At 57.9% G+C, this 14,105-nt stretch carries 15 protein-coding genes; 6 read left to right on the top strand and 9 right to left on the bottom strand.

All coding sequences use genetic code 11. The annotated features are described in order from the left end of the window. Nucleotides 1-4: 4 nt before the first annotated feature. The 3 genes from rpsF to E4021_RS11210 all read right to left on the bottom strand — a co-directional run bounded on the left by rpsF (nt 5) and on the right by E4021_RS11210 (nt 2,441). The gene (rpsF, locus tag E4021_RS11220) at nt 5-475 is read right to left on the bottom strand and encodes a 30S ribosomal protein S6 (protein WP_136459449.1); all 471 of its coding nucleotides are present in this window, start codon (nt 473-475) and stop codon (nt 5-7) included. A 214-nt stretch (nt 476-689) separates the two neighbouring features. After that, nucleotides 690-1,673 (bottom strand): M23 family metallopeptidase, encoded by a 984-nt coding sequence (locus E4021_RS11215; protein WP_136459447.1) that lies wholly within the window; start codon nt 1,671-1,673, stop codon nt 690-692. A 255-nt stretch (nt 1,674-1,928) separates the two neighbouring features. Next, nucleotides 1,929-2,441 carry an RNA polymerase sigma factor gene (locus E4021_RS11210; protein WP_136459445.1) on the bottom strand — a complete coding sequence of 171 codons (513 nt, stop codon included), beginning with the start codon at nt 2,439-2,441 and terminating at the stop codon, nt 1,929-1,931. A 357-nt stretch (nt 2,442-2,798) separates the two neighbouring features. Between E4021_RS11210 and E4021_RS11205 the strand changes: the two genes are divergently transcribed. Both E4021_RS11205 and E4021_RS11200 read left to right on the top strand, forming a co-directional pair. Beyond that, a complete protein-coding gene (locus E4021_RS11205; protein ID WP_168797568.1) occupies nt 2,799-3,107 on the top strand; it encodes a thioredoxin family protein in 309 nt (102 codons plus the stop codon). 16 nt (nt 3,108-3,123) lie between these two features. Continuing rightward, nucleotides 3,124-3,657 carry a response regulator gene (locus E4021_RS11200; protein WP_136459441.1) on the top strand — a complete coding sequence of 178 codons (534 nt, stop codon included), beginning with the start codon at nt 3,124-3,126 and terminating at the stop codon, nt 3,655-3,657. A 24-nt stretch (nt 3,658-3,681) separates the two neighbouring features. Here the strand turns inward: E4021_RS11200 and E4021_RS11195 are convergent, their stop codons facing one another. Further along, a complete protein-coding gene (locus E4021_RS11195) occupies nt 3,682-4,218 on the bottom strand; it encodes a helix-turn-helix transcriptional regulator (protein WP_168797567.1) in 537 nt (178 codons plus the stop codon). Nucleotides 4,219-4,469: 251 nt separating this feature from the next. On the opposite strand from E4021_RS11195, the gene E4021_RS11190 reads away from it, so the two are divergent. The 4 genes from E4021_RS11190 to E4021_RS11175 all read left to right on the top strand — a co-directional run bounded on the left by E4021_RS11190 (nt 4,470) and on the right by E4021_RS11175 (nt 6,255). Continuing rightward, complete coding sequence (locus E4021_RS11190; protein WP_136459437.1) at nt 4,470-4,946, top strand: YtxH domain-containing protein; 477 nt, start codon at nt 4,470-4,472, stop codon at nt 4,944-4,946. 95 nt (nt 4,947-5,041) lie between these two features. Then, nucleotides 5,042-5,410, top strand: coding sequence for a phage holin family protein (locus tag E4021_RS11185; protein WP_136459435.1), 369 nt, complete (start codon nt 5,042-5,044; stop codon nt 5,408-5,410). A 1-nt stretch (nt 5,411) separates the two neighbouring features. Then, entirely contained in the window at nt 5,412-5,858 is a 447-nt protein-coding gene (locus E4021_RS11180; RefSeq protein ID WP_136459433.1) for a hypothetical protein, read from the top strand. Nucleotides 5,859-5,874: 16 nt separating this feature from the next. Then, nucleotides 5,875-6,255: a PRC-barrel domain-containing protein gene (locus E4021_RS11175; protein WP_136459431.1), complete on the top strand. Its 381-nt coding sequence runs from the start codon at nt 5,875-5,877 to the stop codon at nt 6,253-6,255. A gap of 45 nt (nt 6,256-6,300) precedes the next feature. On the opposite strand, the gene E4021_RS11170 is transcribed toward E4021_RS11175, so the two are convergent. From E4021_RS11170 to E4021_RS11150, 5 genes are all read right to left on the bottom strand, one after another. After that, nucleotides 6,301-7,404, bottom strand: a complete 1,104-nt coding sequence (locus tag E4021_RS11170; RefSeq protein WP_136459429.1) for an AEC family transporter — start codon at nt 7,402-7,404, stop codon at nt 6,301-6,303. Between the two features lie 68 nt (nt 7,405-7,472). Next, nucleotides 7,473-8,657, bottom strand: a complete 1,185-nt coding sequence (locus tag E4021_RS11165) for a pyridoxal phosphate-dependent aminotransferase (protein WP_136459427.1) — start codon at nt 8,655-8,657, stop codon at nt 7,473-7,475. Between the two features lie 58 nt (nt 8,658-8,715). After that, nucleotides 8,716-9,108, bottom strand: coding sequence for a hypothetical protein (locus tag E4021_RS11160; protein ID WP_136459425.1), 393 nt, complete (start codon nt 9,106-9,108; stop codon nt 8,716-8,718). A gap of 36 nt (nt 9,109-9,144) precedes the next feature. Then, nucleotides 9,145-10,638, bottom strand: coding sequence for a SusD/RagB family nutrient-binding outer membrane lipoprotein (locus tag E4021_RS11155; RefSeq protein WP_136459423.1), 1,494 nt, complete (start codon nt 10,636-10,638; stop codon nt 9,145-9,147). A 71-nt stretch (nt 10,639-10,709) separates the two neighbouring features. Then, a complete protein-coding gene (locus E4021_RS11150) occupies nt 10,710-13,919 on the bottom strand; it encodes a SusC/RagA family TonB-linked outer membrane protein (protein WP_136459421.1) in 3,210 nt (1,069 codons plus the stop codon). Nucleotides 13,920-14,105: the final 186 nt, after the last annotated feature.

Genomic DNA, 14,105 nt, shown 5'->3' with positions numbered 1-14,105 from the left:
GTGGTTATTCCTCTTCCTTGAAGGATTCGGCGTCTCCGGAGGGGACACCGGTGAGGTGTGGCGAATCGGCCTTCTTGCGGCTGATGCCGTGGGCAGCCGGCTCGGTCTTGGCAGGTTTTTCCTGCTTGTGACGCTTGGCCTTGCCAATTTTGCCGGCGCGCTTGTCGGCGTTGTACTGAACTCCGTACTTGTCAAGGGCAACGGTGAGGAAGCGCAGGATGCGCTCGTCCCGGCGCATGCCAAGCTCGAAGTTATTCAGAAAGGCGCCGTTTGGAGCGATATACTCCACACAGTAGTAGACACCGTTGTTGCGTTTGTTGATGTCGTAAGCCAGCGTGCGCAGGCCCATTTCATCTACAAATACAATCTCGCAGCCCTCCTTCTGGAGGTTGTCTACGTACGCCTGAGCTGTCGCTTTAATCTCATCCCCCGACAGCACTGGGTCTACGATGAATGTAGTCTCGTAATTTCTCATCGGATCAGGTGTACTGATTGGTTAAAAACAATGGTTTCGCATGCTTCAGTCCCGTAGCCGGGTCCAAAGCGGGTGCAAAGATACACTTTATTCCTTTTACCTACAAGGAATTGTCGCCCTCGCTGCTACAGTGGTGATAAACGAAGGGCACAAAAATGGGAACGGCCCGCATATGCGGGCCGCCCGAAAATAAATTGGTCTGTAAAAATCCCTGTTATTCGTCGAAGGACATGTTCATCTGGCGGGAGGCCTCTACCAGTCCCTGGTACTCAGCGGTGGTGAGCCCGTCATAGCAGTACTGGATGGGGTCGACCCGTTCTCCGTCCTTCTCAATTTCGTAGTGCAAGTGGTCGCCCGTGCTCATACCACTGCTGCCGACCAGTCCGAGGAGGTGGCCGCGGTTGACTTCCTGTCCCTTCTTCACCTTGATGGCACTCATGTGGGCGTAGCGTGACTTGTAGCCGTAGCCGTGATCGATGACCACGCAGTTGCCGTAGCCGGACTGTTGGCCGGCGAATTCAACGACGCCCTTACCGGAAGCCTGGATCTCGGTGCCGCGTGGGCAGTTGAAGTCGATGCCGTAATGCATTTTGTTGACGCCCAATTTCGGGTGCACGCGGTATCCGAAACCGGAGAGGTTCTCCATCTTGCGAGCAAATTGGTCGCCACGCACGGGTTTGATACTCGGTATAGAGGCCAGCATATCCTCTTTTTCCAGTGCCTTGTCGGTTACCTCATCAATGGACCGGCTGTGGAGATCGATCTGGTACCGCAGTTGATCCACCTTTTCGCGTAGGGAGGCAATCTGCGGGCCTACGTGGGGCAGGCTTTTCAGGTCCTGGTAGGCGTCGTGCCCTCCCTTGCCACCCTGGAACACGTCGTTGTCGACGGGCTCCATGCGGAGTGCGAGGCGGACGGAGTTGTTGCTTCTCTCGTGCAGGTGGGATACGATCTGCGCCAACTCTTCGTAGTCGGCAGCCAGGGCTTCGTTTTGTGCGCGGGCGATCTCCAATTCCTGGAGCACCATTTTTTCACCCGGACTGGGTAAATAGCGGTGGATAGCGGCCGTGAACAATAAACCGGCAAGCAGGGCTGCGCAGCCAAAGCTGAAGAAGCGAAGCAAGGTAAAACTGAGGGGCTCTACAATCCGGTCGTACTGTAACGTACGTTGATTAAACACAAATTTTTCACGTCTCATTGACGAAGGCTTGAACCAAAAAAGACCGGAAGGATCGACGGTTGGTTTACGGCGTCTTTCCCAGCGGTGTGCGTGTGCGGGGCCAGCGGCCCTGACCCGAACGGGGCCAAATTACTGCGCTACAGCTTATAGCTACAAGCTTCAGGAAATAAAGTTGCGCGCAGTATAATCCATCTGCTTACGTTCTGGTCCGATTGGGGACCGAAAACGCAGTGTTGCACTAATTTGATTCAGTAAATGTGGAAAAAGAATTTCCTAGACGGCGGTCGACCGATCGCCAATAAGGGCCTTTAGTTTCTTGCGGGCCAGGAAAATGCGGCTTTTCACTGTACCGATGGGGATGTTGAGGTAGCTAGCGATCTCCTTGTATTCGTAGCCACGGTAGAACATGAGGAAGGGCACGCTGTAGATCTCGCTGATCTGACGGAGCTTGTCTTCTAGTTCCTCCATGCGCATGTTCATTTCTCCGCCGTTGGCGATAGCCCCTTTGTTCTCCACGGCAAAGAGGAAGCTCTCCACGGGTTCGTTGACGTGCTTGCGGCTCTTCATCTTGCGATAGCGATTGATGTAGGTGTTCCGCATGATGGTCGACGACCAGCTCTTGAAATTGGTGCCCATGGCAAATTTGTCGCGGTGCTTGTAGGCCCGGAAAATGGTTTCCTGCATCAGGTCCTGGGCGTCTTCGTAATTGCGGGTAAGGCGGAGTGCAAAAGAAAACAGGATGTTTTCTAGGCGGTCCATTTCGGACATAAACTGCTGGTTGGTCATGCTAAAGCTTAATCGGGTGTGTGTGTATGGAAAAATGCACTCGCCGAACAAGTTGCAAAGATTGTGCCAAAGATGCAACTAACTGTAGTTCAGTGTATTGGATAATGGGCCAACCACCAAATACTGTTCTCATTTCACGAAATGATGATATTCAATCATACACGGCAGCGTCATTTTAACCTCAACAGATATATTTGTGGCCTACCTCAACAATAGCTGCGCGGCGTGAACATGCTCCGGGTAGGCTCGTTTGTCCCCACAGGATTCTACCGCAGCGAAATGCTTTGAGCGTTTGGTATATCAGTAGTGAAGGCCGATGTAAGCGAATTTGGAACTTACTCCATGCAAGGGCAAAATTTGAAACAGATTAACGACACCAAAATCAACGAGGTGTTGGCGCATGCCGGCTTGTCCGTGCTGCTGATCACTTCCACCTGGGATGGTCATGGCATCATCATGCGTACCCTGCTGGAGGGGCTTTCCAACCGGTATAGCAAGGTCTTTTTCGGGGTAGCCGACGTGGAAGATTCCCCCCGCATTTGCAAGGTTTTCAACGTCACCAACCCGCCCGGGCTGCTGCTCGTGAAGGATGGCGAACTGATCGAGCGGGCCATGGGGCCCATCGGGGGAAGCGGGATCGTCGACCTGATCGAACGCAACTCATAAGTTAAAATTTCTCCTCGTGAGCGACGAAATATTCAAGGTTTTCATTTTGGAGGACATGCCCGTCGACCTGGAGTTGGTGAAGCGGCAGGTTCGGAAGTTCAATCCGAATGTCCTGTTCGCGGTGGCCCGCCACCGGTCCGAATTTCAGGATAAAGTTGCTCTCTTTCAGCCCGACATCGTGTTGTCCGATTACAACCTGCCCGACATGAACGGCCTGGAAGCACTGCTTTACGTGCGGGAGCATCTGGACAGCACCCCCTTCATCTTTATTACGGGAATCCTCAACGACGAGGAGAAAGTAGCCGAGGCGATCCTGAATGGAGCCTCCGGGTACCTATTAAAGGAGAACCTCCGGAATCTTCCCGAACTGCTGGAGACGGTGGTCAAGCAGAACGAGCAAGCCATGGCACAACGGGAAAACGACTGGGAGCGCAAGCGCAACATCCAGATCAAACTGCGCAAGAGTATCGCTATGCTGCGGCAGGTCAATTTCCCCGGCAGCGATGAGATCGCCCTGAGTCTGCAGGAAGTGGCCGATGACCTGGGCTGAGAAGAGCCCCGAAGGATTAAATTACTAGCCGACGGCTACTTGGGTACCAACTTCCTCGCGGGTAACGGCCGACAGTTGACTGGACTCCGCCTCTGGTCGGCCGGTGTTGGTCGTCACGATGTTCTCGATCATGCGGTTGTACTCCAGCATGTGGTTGATGAAGACCAGGAAGTTGTCGATGTCGCCTTCGGTGGTCTCTCCGGACGGGTTGACGTTCTTCTTGAATTCGTAGAAAACCTTGAATCCGTCAAGCATCCGCTGGATCTTGCTGGAGAGTTGAGCGATCTCCTCTACCGAAGTCGAAGGAAGACCGCTAGCGCGCAGGCCGCGTCCCTTACCACCCGTTATGTACTCGACTTTCAAGTCGGTAATCACCAGGTCTTCGAGGGCGACTCCGAAGTAGTTGGCCATTTCGTGGATCAGGGCCAGGCGAGGCTCTACGTTCTTTGTTTCGTAAGCAGCAATATTGCTTCGTTTGACGCCTAAATCATCGGCCAACTGCTGCTGGGATAACTTACGCTGCTTGCGCAGGAACTTGATGTTACTGGATAGGTAATTCAATTGCCGGGGTTCTATGGTTAAGCTTGAGTTCAAACAAAGGTAAGAGAAATGTCGCTACTCGGTTCAGAATTTGACCGATTGACAAAATCATACTCCAAAACGAACGACCTGTTTCGGCCCGGAGTTGTCCATTAAGAGGGCGTAAAAGCGCAAATTTAGTCAACCAGCCGCGGTAATGAACATCTTCACGGGGAAGGACGATATAATAGCGAGCGCCGATATGGGCCTCACTAACTTAAAAATACCTTCAAATGAGAGACAATAATAGTTCAGGAAAAGGGTGGGCGCTCGGCTTCGGTCTGCTGGCCGGTATCGCCGTTGGCTACTATCTCAACTCGAACGAGGGCCGCACCATGCAGCGCAAGGCCAAGGCCCAGTTTGACGAGTACGGCAATCAGATCAATGCCTACGGTCAACGCGTTTCCACCAAGGCTAACCAATTGGTAGACGAGGCCAAACACAAGGGACAGGAGTACCTGGACCAGGCCAAAGTAAAGTCCAACGAACTGTCGACCCAGGCTAAAACCAAGCTGGAGGAAGGCAAGAAGTGGGCTTCCACCCAGGCTGAAACAGCCCGCAAAACGATTGATGAAAAGACCGACGCGGCCAACCGCTCGGCCCAATCCACGGTGAAGAGCGCGGAAAGCAGCTTCAACCGCGGCGTCAACAAGGCAGAAAGAAAGATGGACGAAAACCGTGAGAAGATCGATCGTACCACCGAAAGCTAGTAAGCGGTCGTTGACCGATCACGAGTCTTAACCAACGACGGCCATGCAATGTCTCCACCACTGCATGGCCGTCTCTATTTAATAAACAGTAACCTATGCAGGCCAAAGAAGAACTCCTCGAGCAACTGGGAGAGAGTTACGGATACGTCAATCGCCTAGTTGAGAAGAAGATCGAGTACTTCAAACTGAACCTCGCTGAGACATCGGCGACGACCATCTCAGGGATCATCACTGGAGTGGTGCTCGCCGTAATCGGCCTCATCACGCTCATCCTGGCACTCATCACGGCCGGATTTGCCCTCGCAGCGGCATTTGACAGCTTTGTCTATGGCTTCGGTCTGGTAACCCTCATTTTCCTCATCCTTTTCCTGCTTGTCCTGGCGCTGAAGAAGCCGCTAATCACCAACCCAGTGGTACGGAAAGTGATCTCCAAGTTTTTCGAGCACGACGGAAAAGAAGTCTAGTATGATACGAGAATCAAAAATCACGACCCTCGCCGAGCTTAAGAAGCGTAAGAAGCAGGTCAGAATGGAAGCTGAACTGGCCAAGCGCGAATTCGCGCATAGCCTGGGCACCACCCGGGGCAACGCCGGCAACTTCCTCCTCAAGAACGTAGCCCTCCCCGCCGGAGGTGGAATACTAGGGCTGATGGCCCTGAGTAAATTGCTGTCCTCGGGGAACAACCGTCCTCAGGTCATCAAGGAAACCAAAGTCATCCACGAATACCCGGATGGCAATCCCTATACTGCCGGAAACCGCCGTTCCAAACGCAGTCGCGCCAAGCAATTTACCGCCCTGATGGGGAGTCTTCGCGTACTCATGCCCATTCTGCAGGCCGTAATTGGCGCTTTCAACACCCACAAGGCGCAGGAAGCAGCCAAAGAAGCCAAGTCCGCCGCAGTCAGAAAGTGACCTACTGCCTGCGACCATGAATAATGTGATATTTTCCCTGTCCACCCTGCTCGGGACCGAAGTCTACTCCACCAAAGGCATGGCTATTGCCCTGCTGTGTGACGTGGTCTGCAACAAGGACACCGGGAAGATCACGTACTTCATTCTCTGTACCGGAATGCAGCAGGAGCCGGAAAGCGACCCTCCGGAATACTTCGCCGTGCACCATTCGTTCTTCTACCTCAGCGGAGAAGACGAGATCCTCACCTATAGCCCGAAACTCGGCAACGATGAACACTGCTTCTTCCTCGATTTGCCCGAGGAATACGAGGACACAGAGGTGCAGGACATCGCGGATTTCAATTCCTACCTCTATACCACCGCCTCGATCGCCGGCCATCGCAGCGATAACGATTGACCCGTATGGCACCTGCGCGCCGCCGCCCGCCGGTTCTGCTCTCCGTCAGGCGTGTGCCTCTTCCACTTCTCCTTCACGTGAAGACGCCAAGAGTGGGCGCAGCATATATACCGCCGGACCGATACACATGACGACCCCGGCCGGAGCAATCACCGCCGGAGCGGCAAACCACTCCCCACAGGAAAGTACCGTAAGAATTACCAGGGTGGAAAAAGGCAGCGAGAAGGCCAAAACATTGAGGCCCAAGTCCAGATCGAAAACCGGATCTCCCGATGTTCCACGCAAGGCCTCTACCGCCGACATATGCGCGAAGGGCCAGAAACTGACGGCGCACTGAGCAAAAATGACCGCGAGCAGCGCCAGCGGTCCGGACAGCCCGCTCAGGTATACCAGTCCTGCACTCAACAGGAAAGCCAACCCGGAGCGAAAGCACAGCACCCTTACAATGAGCGGCACCTCACGCCGGTTGAAGCGTACGGCCATGCCGATGAATAACAGTACAAGCGGGGTCATCAGCGAGGCCAGGCGGGCCACGGTGCCTTCCAAAAAGACCGGCAGGTCACTCAGCGTCCAGCCGAAACTCAGCATGGCGATGGCGGCGAGGATAACCAAGTTGACCGGTTCCTGAACCAGGGCCAAGCCCAGGTCCTTCAACTTGCCGCGCCGGTCGGGTGCCGCGCTGGCCGTATCATGGCGGGCGTAGTACCAGTTCATGGCCACGAGGTAGAGTACAATGAGCACAAACACCTTGTTACCCACATCGGCCAGCGCCGCCATGGCCAAAGGCGCTTCTCCCAGGTACTCCAGAATGAAGGGAAAGACGCTCAGGCCCGGCGCCAGAGAAGGCAGGAGCAGCATCATGGTGCGCCAACCGGGGGTATCGCGTCGGAACCCGAGTCGGGGAAGCAGGAGAGCGGATACCGCATAGAGGATCCCGTTGAGCAGCAATGCCAGGAGGGGCAGCAACAGCATCGTGGCCGAGATTTCGATCTTGAGGAGGGCTACAAAAATCGTGGCGGGCAACACGATACTCAGGATGAGAACCTTGACGCCGGCGAGTTCCTGCTTGCCGACGATCTTGCGTTGGAGCAGGTAGCCGGCCAGAATAAGAAGCAAAAAGGCAAGGGTTTTTTGGAGCGCGGGGTTCATTGGGGGAGATTACCGTAACAAAAGGTGCTGCGGGAGACCAAACGGCCCACCCGCAGCGGAAAATGGGATTAAGCCAGTACCTGTCGGAGTGCCGTGAGGAACATATCTACCTCTTCAAGCGTGCCTACGCTCACGCGACAGTAATCGTTGCCGTGGATGGAAAAGGAGCGGACCCCAATGCCGCGGTCGAACATCTGCTCCAGGAACTTCTCCCCGGACAAGGGAATCGGAAAGAGTACGAAACTGGTGAAGGAGGGCAGGTAGGGCATCCCCATTGCTTCCAGTCCGGCGTACACCTGCTGCCGAAAGGCGGTGGTCTGCCGACGACTGGCCTCCTGGAATGCTTCATCCTGCATACTGGCCATGGCGCCCTCCAGCGAAGTCTTGCACAGCCCCATGTTGCCGCGGCTGATCTGATACACTTTCTCCAGGGTCTCGGGGCGGGCTACGGCGTAGCCAACGCGCAGTCCGGCCATACCGTGAATCTTGGAGAAGGTGCGGGCCACGATGACGTTCTTCCCTTCCTGAATCAGCGGTACCATGGTCTTCTCCCGGTAGTCCGGCAGAAATTCGAGATACGCCTCATCCACGAAAACCGGGACCTCATCGGCGACCTCCCGACAGAAGTCCTTCAGCGCAGCGGCCTCTGTAAGGGTGCCGGTCGGGTTGTTCGGGTTGCAGATGTACACCATTCTCGTTTCATCGGTGATGGCGGACCGCATGGCGGTGAGGTCGTGGGCCCAGTCGTCGGTCACCCTGACCTTGTTCCACGTGCCGCCCATTCCCAGCACTACCTTGATCAGTGACATATAGGTGGGGTCCGCCGCCACTACGTTGCCCCCGCCCAGGAAATGCACGATGGCCATTTTCTCCAGCACGTCGCTGGAGCCCGGGGTCACCATGATGTATTCTTCCGGTACGCCCTCAAAGTCGGCGATCATCTGCTTGAGTTGCTGGGCGGCCTCGTGTTGGTAGCGGTTGCCGGCGGCGGCGGATGCGCCAATCGCTTCGAGGCACTTCGGCGACGGACCATAGGGATTTTCGTTGGCCAGCATCCGCGCTTTCAGGGGAGGTTGCCCCTGCAGCTTTCGTTCCCATTCGAGCTGAGGGAGGTATTCCTGGAAACCAGGCTGCGCTACCGCCCCGGGGGCTGGTGTCGCCCGGAGCGACAGGGAGGGCAGAGCAGCCAAACCGGCACCGGCAAGGGCGGCGCGGCGCAGCCATTGACGGCGATTGGTGGGAAAAGAGGTCATAGAAATGAATTTGTAAATCGTTTCGAAAAGAAGGAGTTGTGGGGTGCGGAGCCTTGCCCTACAGGTTGGTCAGAATGCGGAAGGCCTTGCCGCGGTAGGATCCGGACCATTCCAGGCGGGTCACCCCCTCGATATCGGCGAAGGGCACGGAAAAGACCGCCCGGCCATCGGCGTCGGTCACCACCGTTTGGAGGAGGGTCTGCGTCTGGCTGTACACGTCCAGTTCCAGATTGGCGGCCGGGGTGGCCACAATGCCCACCTGGTGGTCCAGGATGCCGTCTTTATCCAGTTCGGTGAATACTGCCGCATAGGCGATGGTGCCCGGGTCCGCATTATCCAGGCGGACGATCTCGGCCTTGAGGGGTGAGGCTTCTACGGTGAAGGCCATCTCATCGTCGAGGCAGGCGGTCAGCAGCAGGAGCGGCAGGAGGAGCAGGAGGAGGTTCTTCATAGGAATATGCTTTGCATTGGGGGGGAGGGGGTGAGCCTATTCGGCCCACCAAAGGGGGGTGAGTTTGGTATCGGGTCCGCCGTTCATGGCGACGCCCGCGGCGACGTTGGCGTTGTTGAGGCTGTACTCCGACTCCGGGTACCGCAGGCGGGTGGGGACTTTGCCTTCGTTTTCCATCACGGCGCGGGGGTCCGGATCGGGGAGCACGGGAAATCCGGTTCGCCGGTATTCAGTCCAGGCTTCGATGCCCTGCGGAAACAGGGCCTTCCACTTCTCGGTCATCAGGGTTTCGCGGCTGATCCCCCGGCCGGCGACGTAATTGTCGGGCATGGTGAGGCCGTACTGTTCGAAGCTGGCACGGACGCCGGCTTCCAGGTATTCGACCGCGCCGGGTCCGGCGGTGTACTCACCGTCCATGGCGGCCTCGGCCAGGATGAAGTTGATCTCCGCGTAGGTGATCAGGGGAACGGCCTGCGTCTCGGCGGTGAAGTATTCCCCCGGGCGGCTGGCCGTGGTGAAGTAGGCCACGGCGTCCCCTTCGGGCAGGCCATTTGGGGCGCCGGCGTATTTGCCGGCCCGGTCGCCGGCCTGGGCCGGCTTGGCGTACACTTCCAGGCGGGGGTCGGTGGCGTTGCCCTCGGCGTCGGCCATGGCGTTGATCAGGGTGGTGCTGATCGACCAGTCCTCGCGGCTGTCAAATACCATCACCTCATGCCAGCTGTTGTTGTTCTCGTCGTTCTGCCGGGCGGTGGGGCGGAAGAAGGCTGCATCGTAGTTGGACGTGATGATGGGGTAACGCGCGGGATCACCGAGTATCTCGGCGAATACGGCCCGGCTTTCACCGGGGGCCCGATCCGCCATCCGGTTTGCCAGGCGCAGGCGCAGGCTGTTGGCGAATTTTTTCCAGAGGACGATGTCGCTGTTGAAGAGGATATCCTTGTCGATCGGTCTTCCGGAGGGATCCAGTTGTTCACTGGCCGCTTTGAGGTTGGCCAGCATACCTGCGTATACGGCTTCCTGGCTGTCGTACACCGGAGCCAGGTTCCCTTCGGTAGAACCCGCCAGCGCCGCGCTGTAGGGAATGGCGCCCCAGGTGTCCGTCAGGATCGAGAATACGTATTCCCGCATCACGGTCGCCGCGGCCGCGTAATTGGGATTGTAGTAGCGGCCGTCGGGAGCGGCGGTGAGGTTGATCACCGTCTGCAGGTTGACCAGGCTCTCGGTGTAGAAGCCGTCCCAGGTCTCGTTGCGCAGGGTGGCGGCGGGGTTGTAGGTGTCGCCTTCATTGACGTACTGATTGCGGGCGAAGTACTGCATCCACAGCATGCCGCCGTCGAGGTTCAGTCGTTCGTTACGGGTCCGGTGCCCGTGGATTCGGTCGACCGCCTCGCGCACGGCCAGAGGGAAGAGCGTGGAGGGCGGCACCAGTTCGGGTTCATTGGGGTTGGCGTTCAGTTCCTCAAAACCATCATCGCAGGCGGTAAAGAGCAGCAACAGGAGCAGGGGGATCAGGAAGTTGGTGGCTTTCATAGGGAAGTTATTGGGGGCGATAGAGCTGAGGAAAGGGAAGGGGGCGGCGGCGCGCGGGTGCGGGGCCACCATCAGAAAGTGAGGTTCAGGTTGACCCCGAAACTGCGGGTGCTGGGAATGGAGGTATAGTTAAGGGCGCCCTGCAGGTTACCGCCATAGCTGTTGAACTCGGGGTCTACTTGACTGTGGTTGCTGTAGAGCATGGCCAGGTTGCGGCCGATCAGGCTCACGCTGGCGGCGTGCAGAAAGGATACCTTGTCGACCAGGGCACCGGGCAGCGCGTAGGTGATCCCGGCTTCGCGCAACTTCACGAAGCTGGCGTCGAAGATGGCGCCCTCATTGGCGTAGCGGACGCTCAGGGCACCGACTACATCGCGGGTGGGAGCCACTACGTCGTTCGCGACGTAGACCGGGTTTTCCGCATCGCCGACGTTGCGGGCGCCCACACCGATGACACCCTCCTCGCGCCCAATGGCCGTAAGGGGATAGACGCCGGTTTGCATCCCTATCGAGCTGCTTTCTTCGGCGATGTCACCACCTATCTTGGCATCTATGAGGAAGTTGGCGGTGAAGGCCCCCAGGCGGAACATATTGCGAATGCCCCCGATCCAGTCGGGCGTGACGTTGCCGAGCACCTTCAGGTCGGGATCTTTCACGGGCACGCCGTTCTCGAAGATCACCTGCCCGGCCAGGGGACCGTCCGGAACGCGGGCAAAGCCACTGCCGAACAGGGTGCCGAAGGGCTCCCCTACCCGGGCTTCCAGGCTAAGTCCGCGGCGCGACTGCAGTACGATGGTCTCGAGTTCATTGCCGCTCTCGTCGGTGTAGAGTTCCAGTACGGTGTTGTGGTTCCTGGCGTAGTTCACGGCCACGTCCCAGCCCACCTTCGGCAGGTCTACTAAGGCTCCCGAAAGGACAACCTCTACGCCGCGGTTACGCACCTTCCCGGCGTTGATGAGCTTGCTTTCGTAGCCGGTGGCCCGGCTGACGGCAATATTGATGATCTGGTCCTCGGTGGTTTGCTCATAGGCCGTCACGTCCAGACCGATCCGGCCGCCGAGGAAGCGCAGGTCCAGTCCGGCCTCTTTGCCGGTGGTACGCTCAGGGCGCAGGTCGGAACTGGCAATTGCAGCCTGTTCGGCGAAGAGCGGGGTGGTGGAGTTCCAGGGCGTGGAGGGTGCAAACACCTGCCGGAGCCGGTAGGGATCGGTATCCGAGCCCACCTGCGCCCAGCCGGCCCGCACCTTGGCGTAGCTCAGCACGGCGCCGCCAATGGGGAGGGCGTCGGTGAGGACCCCGCTGATGCTCACTGAGGGATAGAAATAGCTGTTGTTCTCGACCGGAAGTGTACTCGACCAGTCGTTGCGCGCCGTCACGTCCACGTAGAGGAAGCTTTTGTAGCCGAAACTGGCCGCTCCGAAGAAGCTGTTGACCTCCTTTTCCTCGATCCGACTGAGGTTGGTGTTCTGGCTGGCGTTGTTGGCCACATTGTAGAGGCCGTTGATCGTGGCGTCGTTGACGCCGATGTAGTTGCGCTTGTAATAGTTGCTGCGGTGGTTGCCGCCGAATTGGGCGTTGAGGCTGAAATCCTCCCCGAAGTAGCTGTTGTAGGTCAGGATGAAGTCCAGGTTCGTCTCCTGTCGGCGGAGGATGTCCTCGCTGAACGACTGCGTCCGTTCGGTACCGCTCTTGATTCGCTCGGCGCGGGTAACCGCGCGGCGGGTATCGGTCCAGAGATCGGTGCCGCCGCGGACCAAAAGACTGAGGCTGGGCAGAAACTGGTAGGTGAAAGCGACATTACCCAGCAGTCGGTCCTTCTCGTTGGCGTTGGTCAGGTATTCCTGCTCATAGAAGCGGTTCTGGGCGAATGAGTGCTGCCAGTTGGCGTAGGGGTAGACGTCGCCTTCCCGCACAATGTGCACGTCCATGAAGTTGCGGTAATCGCGCAGCAGTCCCCAGTCGTCGTGCCGATGGTGCCAGGTTCCAAGCTCCCAGAGGGCGGGTTGCTGCCGGTTATCGGAACCCGATTTGATGTATTCGGTGCTCACGCGTACGCTGAGTTTCGGGGCGAGTTCCTGGTCGAGGTTGAGGCGGAAGTTGTTCCGCTCGTAGTCGTTGTTGTAGAGAAGGCCCTTGGTATCCACGCGGCCGAAACTGAAGCGGAAGTTGCCGGTGCCGTAGTTGTTGGAGATGCTGAGGGTATTGTTGGCGGTGTGGCCGGTGTCCCAGAAATTGCTCCAACTGTCGGGAGCCGGTACCAGAGGGGCCACCTCCGTACCCGTCCACCAGTGCCGGACCAGCCGCCCGTCCATTGGTGCGCCCCAGCTTTCGTCCACCCCGGCGGTGCCAACAAGCGGGGCATCGGGGTACACGCTGCGAAACTGCTCCACGGCCAGGGGGTCGGTGATGCCCCCGTTGCGGCCGTCGGCGTACCAGGTCACGCCTCCCGTTCCCCCGCCATAAGTGTTCTGGAATTCGGGTACGACAAAAGGGTTCTCGATTGAATAGCTTCCGGCGTAGTTCACGGTGAGCCCCTCGACGTTACTGCCGTCCTTGGTGGTGACAAGGATCACCCCGTTGGCCGCCCGGCTGCCGTACAGGGCCGCGGCGTTCGCTCCCTTAAGGACGGTGATGGAAGCGATGTTGTCCGGGCTGATCTCGGAGATGCCGCCGCCGTAGACGTTGTTGTCGACCGCCCCGTCGATGGGTGCGGCAAAGTCGCCTTCCATCGGCACGCCGTCGATCACGTACAGCGGCTGGTTGTTGCCCAGCACGGAACTGTTGCCGCGGATGGTGACCTGGGAGCCACCACCGGGCACGTTGGCCGCCGATACCTGGAGGCCGGCTACCTTGCCGGATAGGCCGTTGACCACGTTGGTACTGCGCGTCTGTTCGATGGCTTCCCCCTCCAGGTCCTGGACGGCGTAGCCCAGCGACTTCTTTTCGCGCTTGACGCCGAGGGCCGTGACGACTACCTCGCTGAGATCGAGGGCCGACTCCTGGAGCAGAATGTCGTATTCCGATTGAGCGGTGATGGGAAGGTAGACGGCTTCAAAGCCGGTGTAAGTGACGATGAGGCGCTCGATGCCGTCCGGAACGGTCAGTTCGAATAGCCCCTCGTAATCAGTAACGGTGCCGATGGTTGTCCCGTCAGCCATTACCGTGGCCCCGATCAGGGGGTCGGTACCGTCAGTGACGGTTCCCGTAAGGGTGCGCTGGGCGCCGAGTCCGCCGGAAAGCAGCAGGAGGAGCCCGAGAATGTGGTAGATGAATGGTTTCATATGCTAGTGGATACAGCCCCGTAAGGCGTGGATAATTGGGGTCAAGTCAGGAATCCGATCGGTCAAACTGGTTCTCAAAGTTCACGACCGGGCGGGGCAGAAATCAAATCAGAAAGAAGTCTATTTTGTGATGGTATATTCTCCGCTTTTTCGACTACCGGGTCGGCAACCTGGTGTTTTCCGCTC

This window comes from Neolewinella litorea (genome assembly GCF_004803465.1).
GTDB classification, from domain to species: Bacteria; Bacteroidota; Bacteroidia; order Chitinophagales; family Saprospiraceae; genus Neolewinella; species Neolewinella litorea.
The sequence above is the reverse complement of the archived record's forward strand: the minus strand, read 5'-3'. Positions and strand labels throughout refer to the sequence as shown.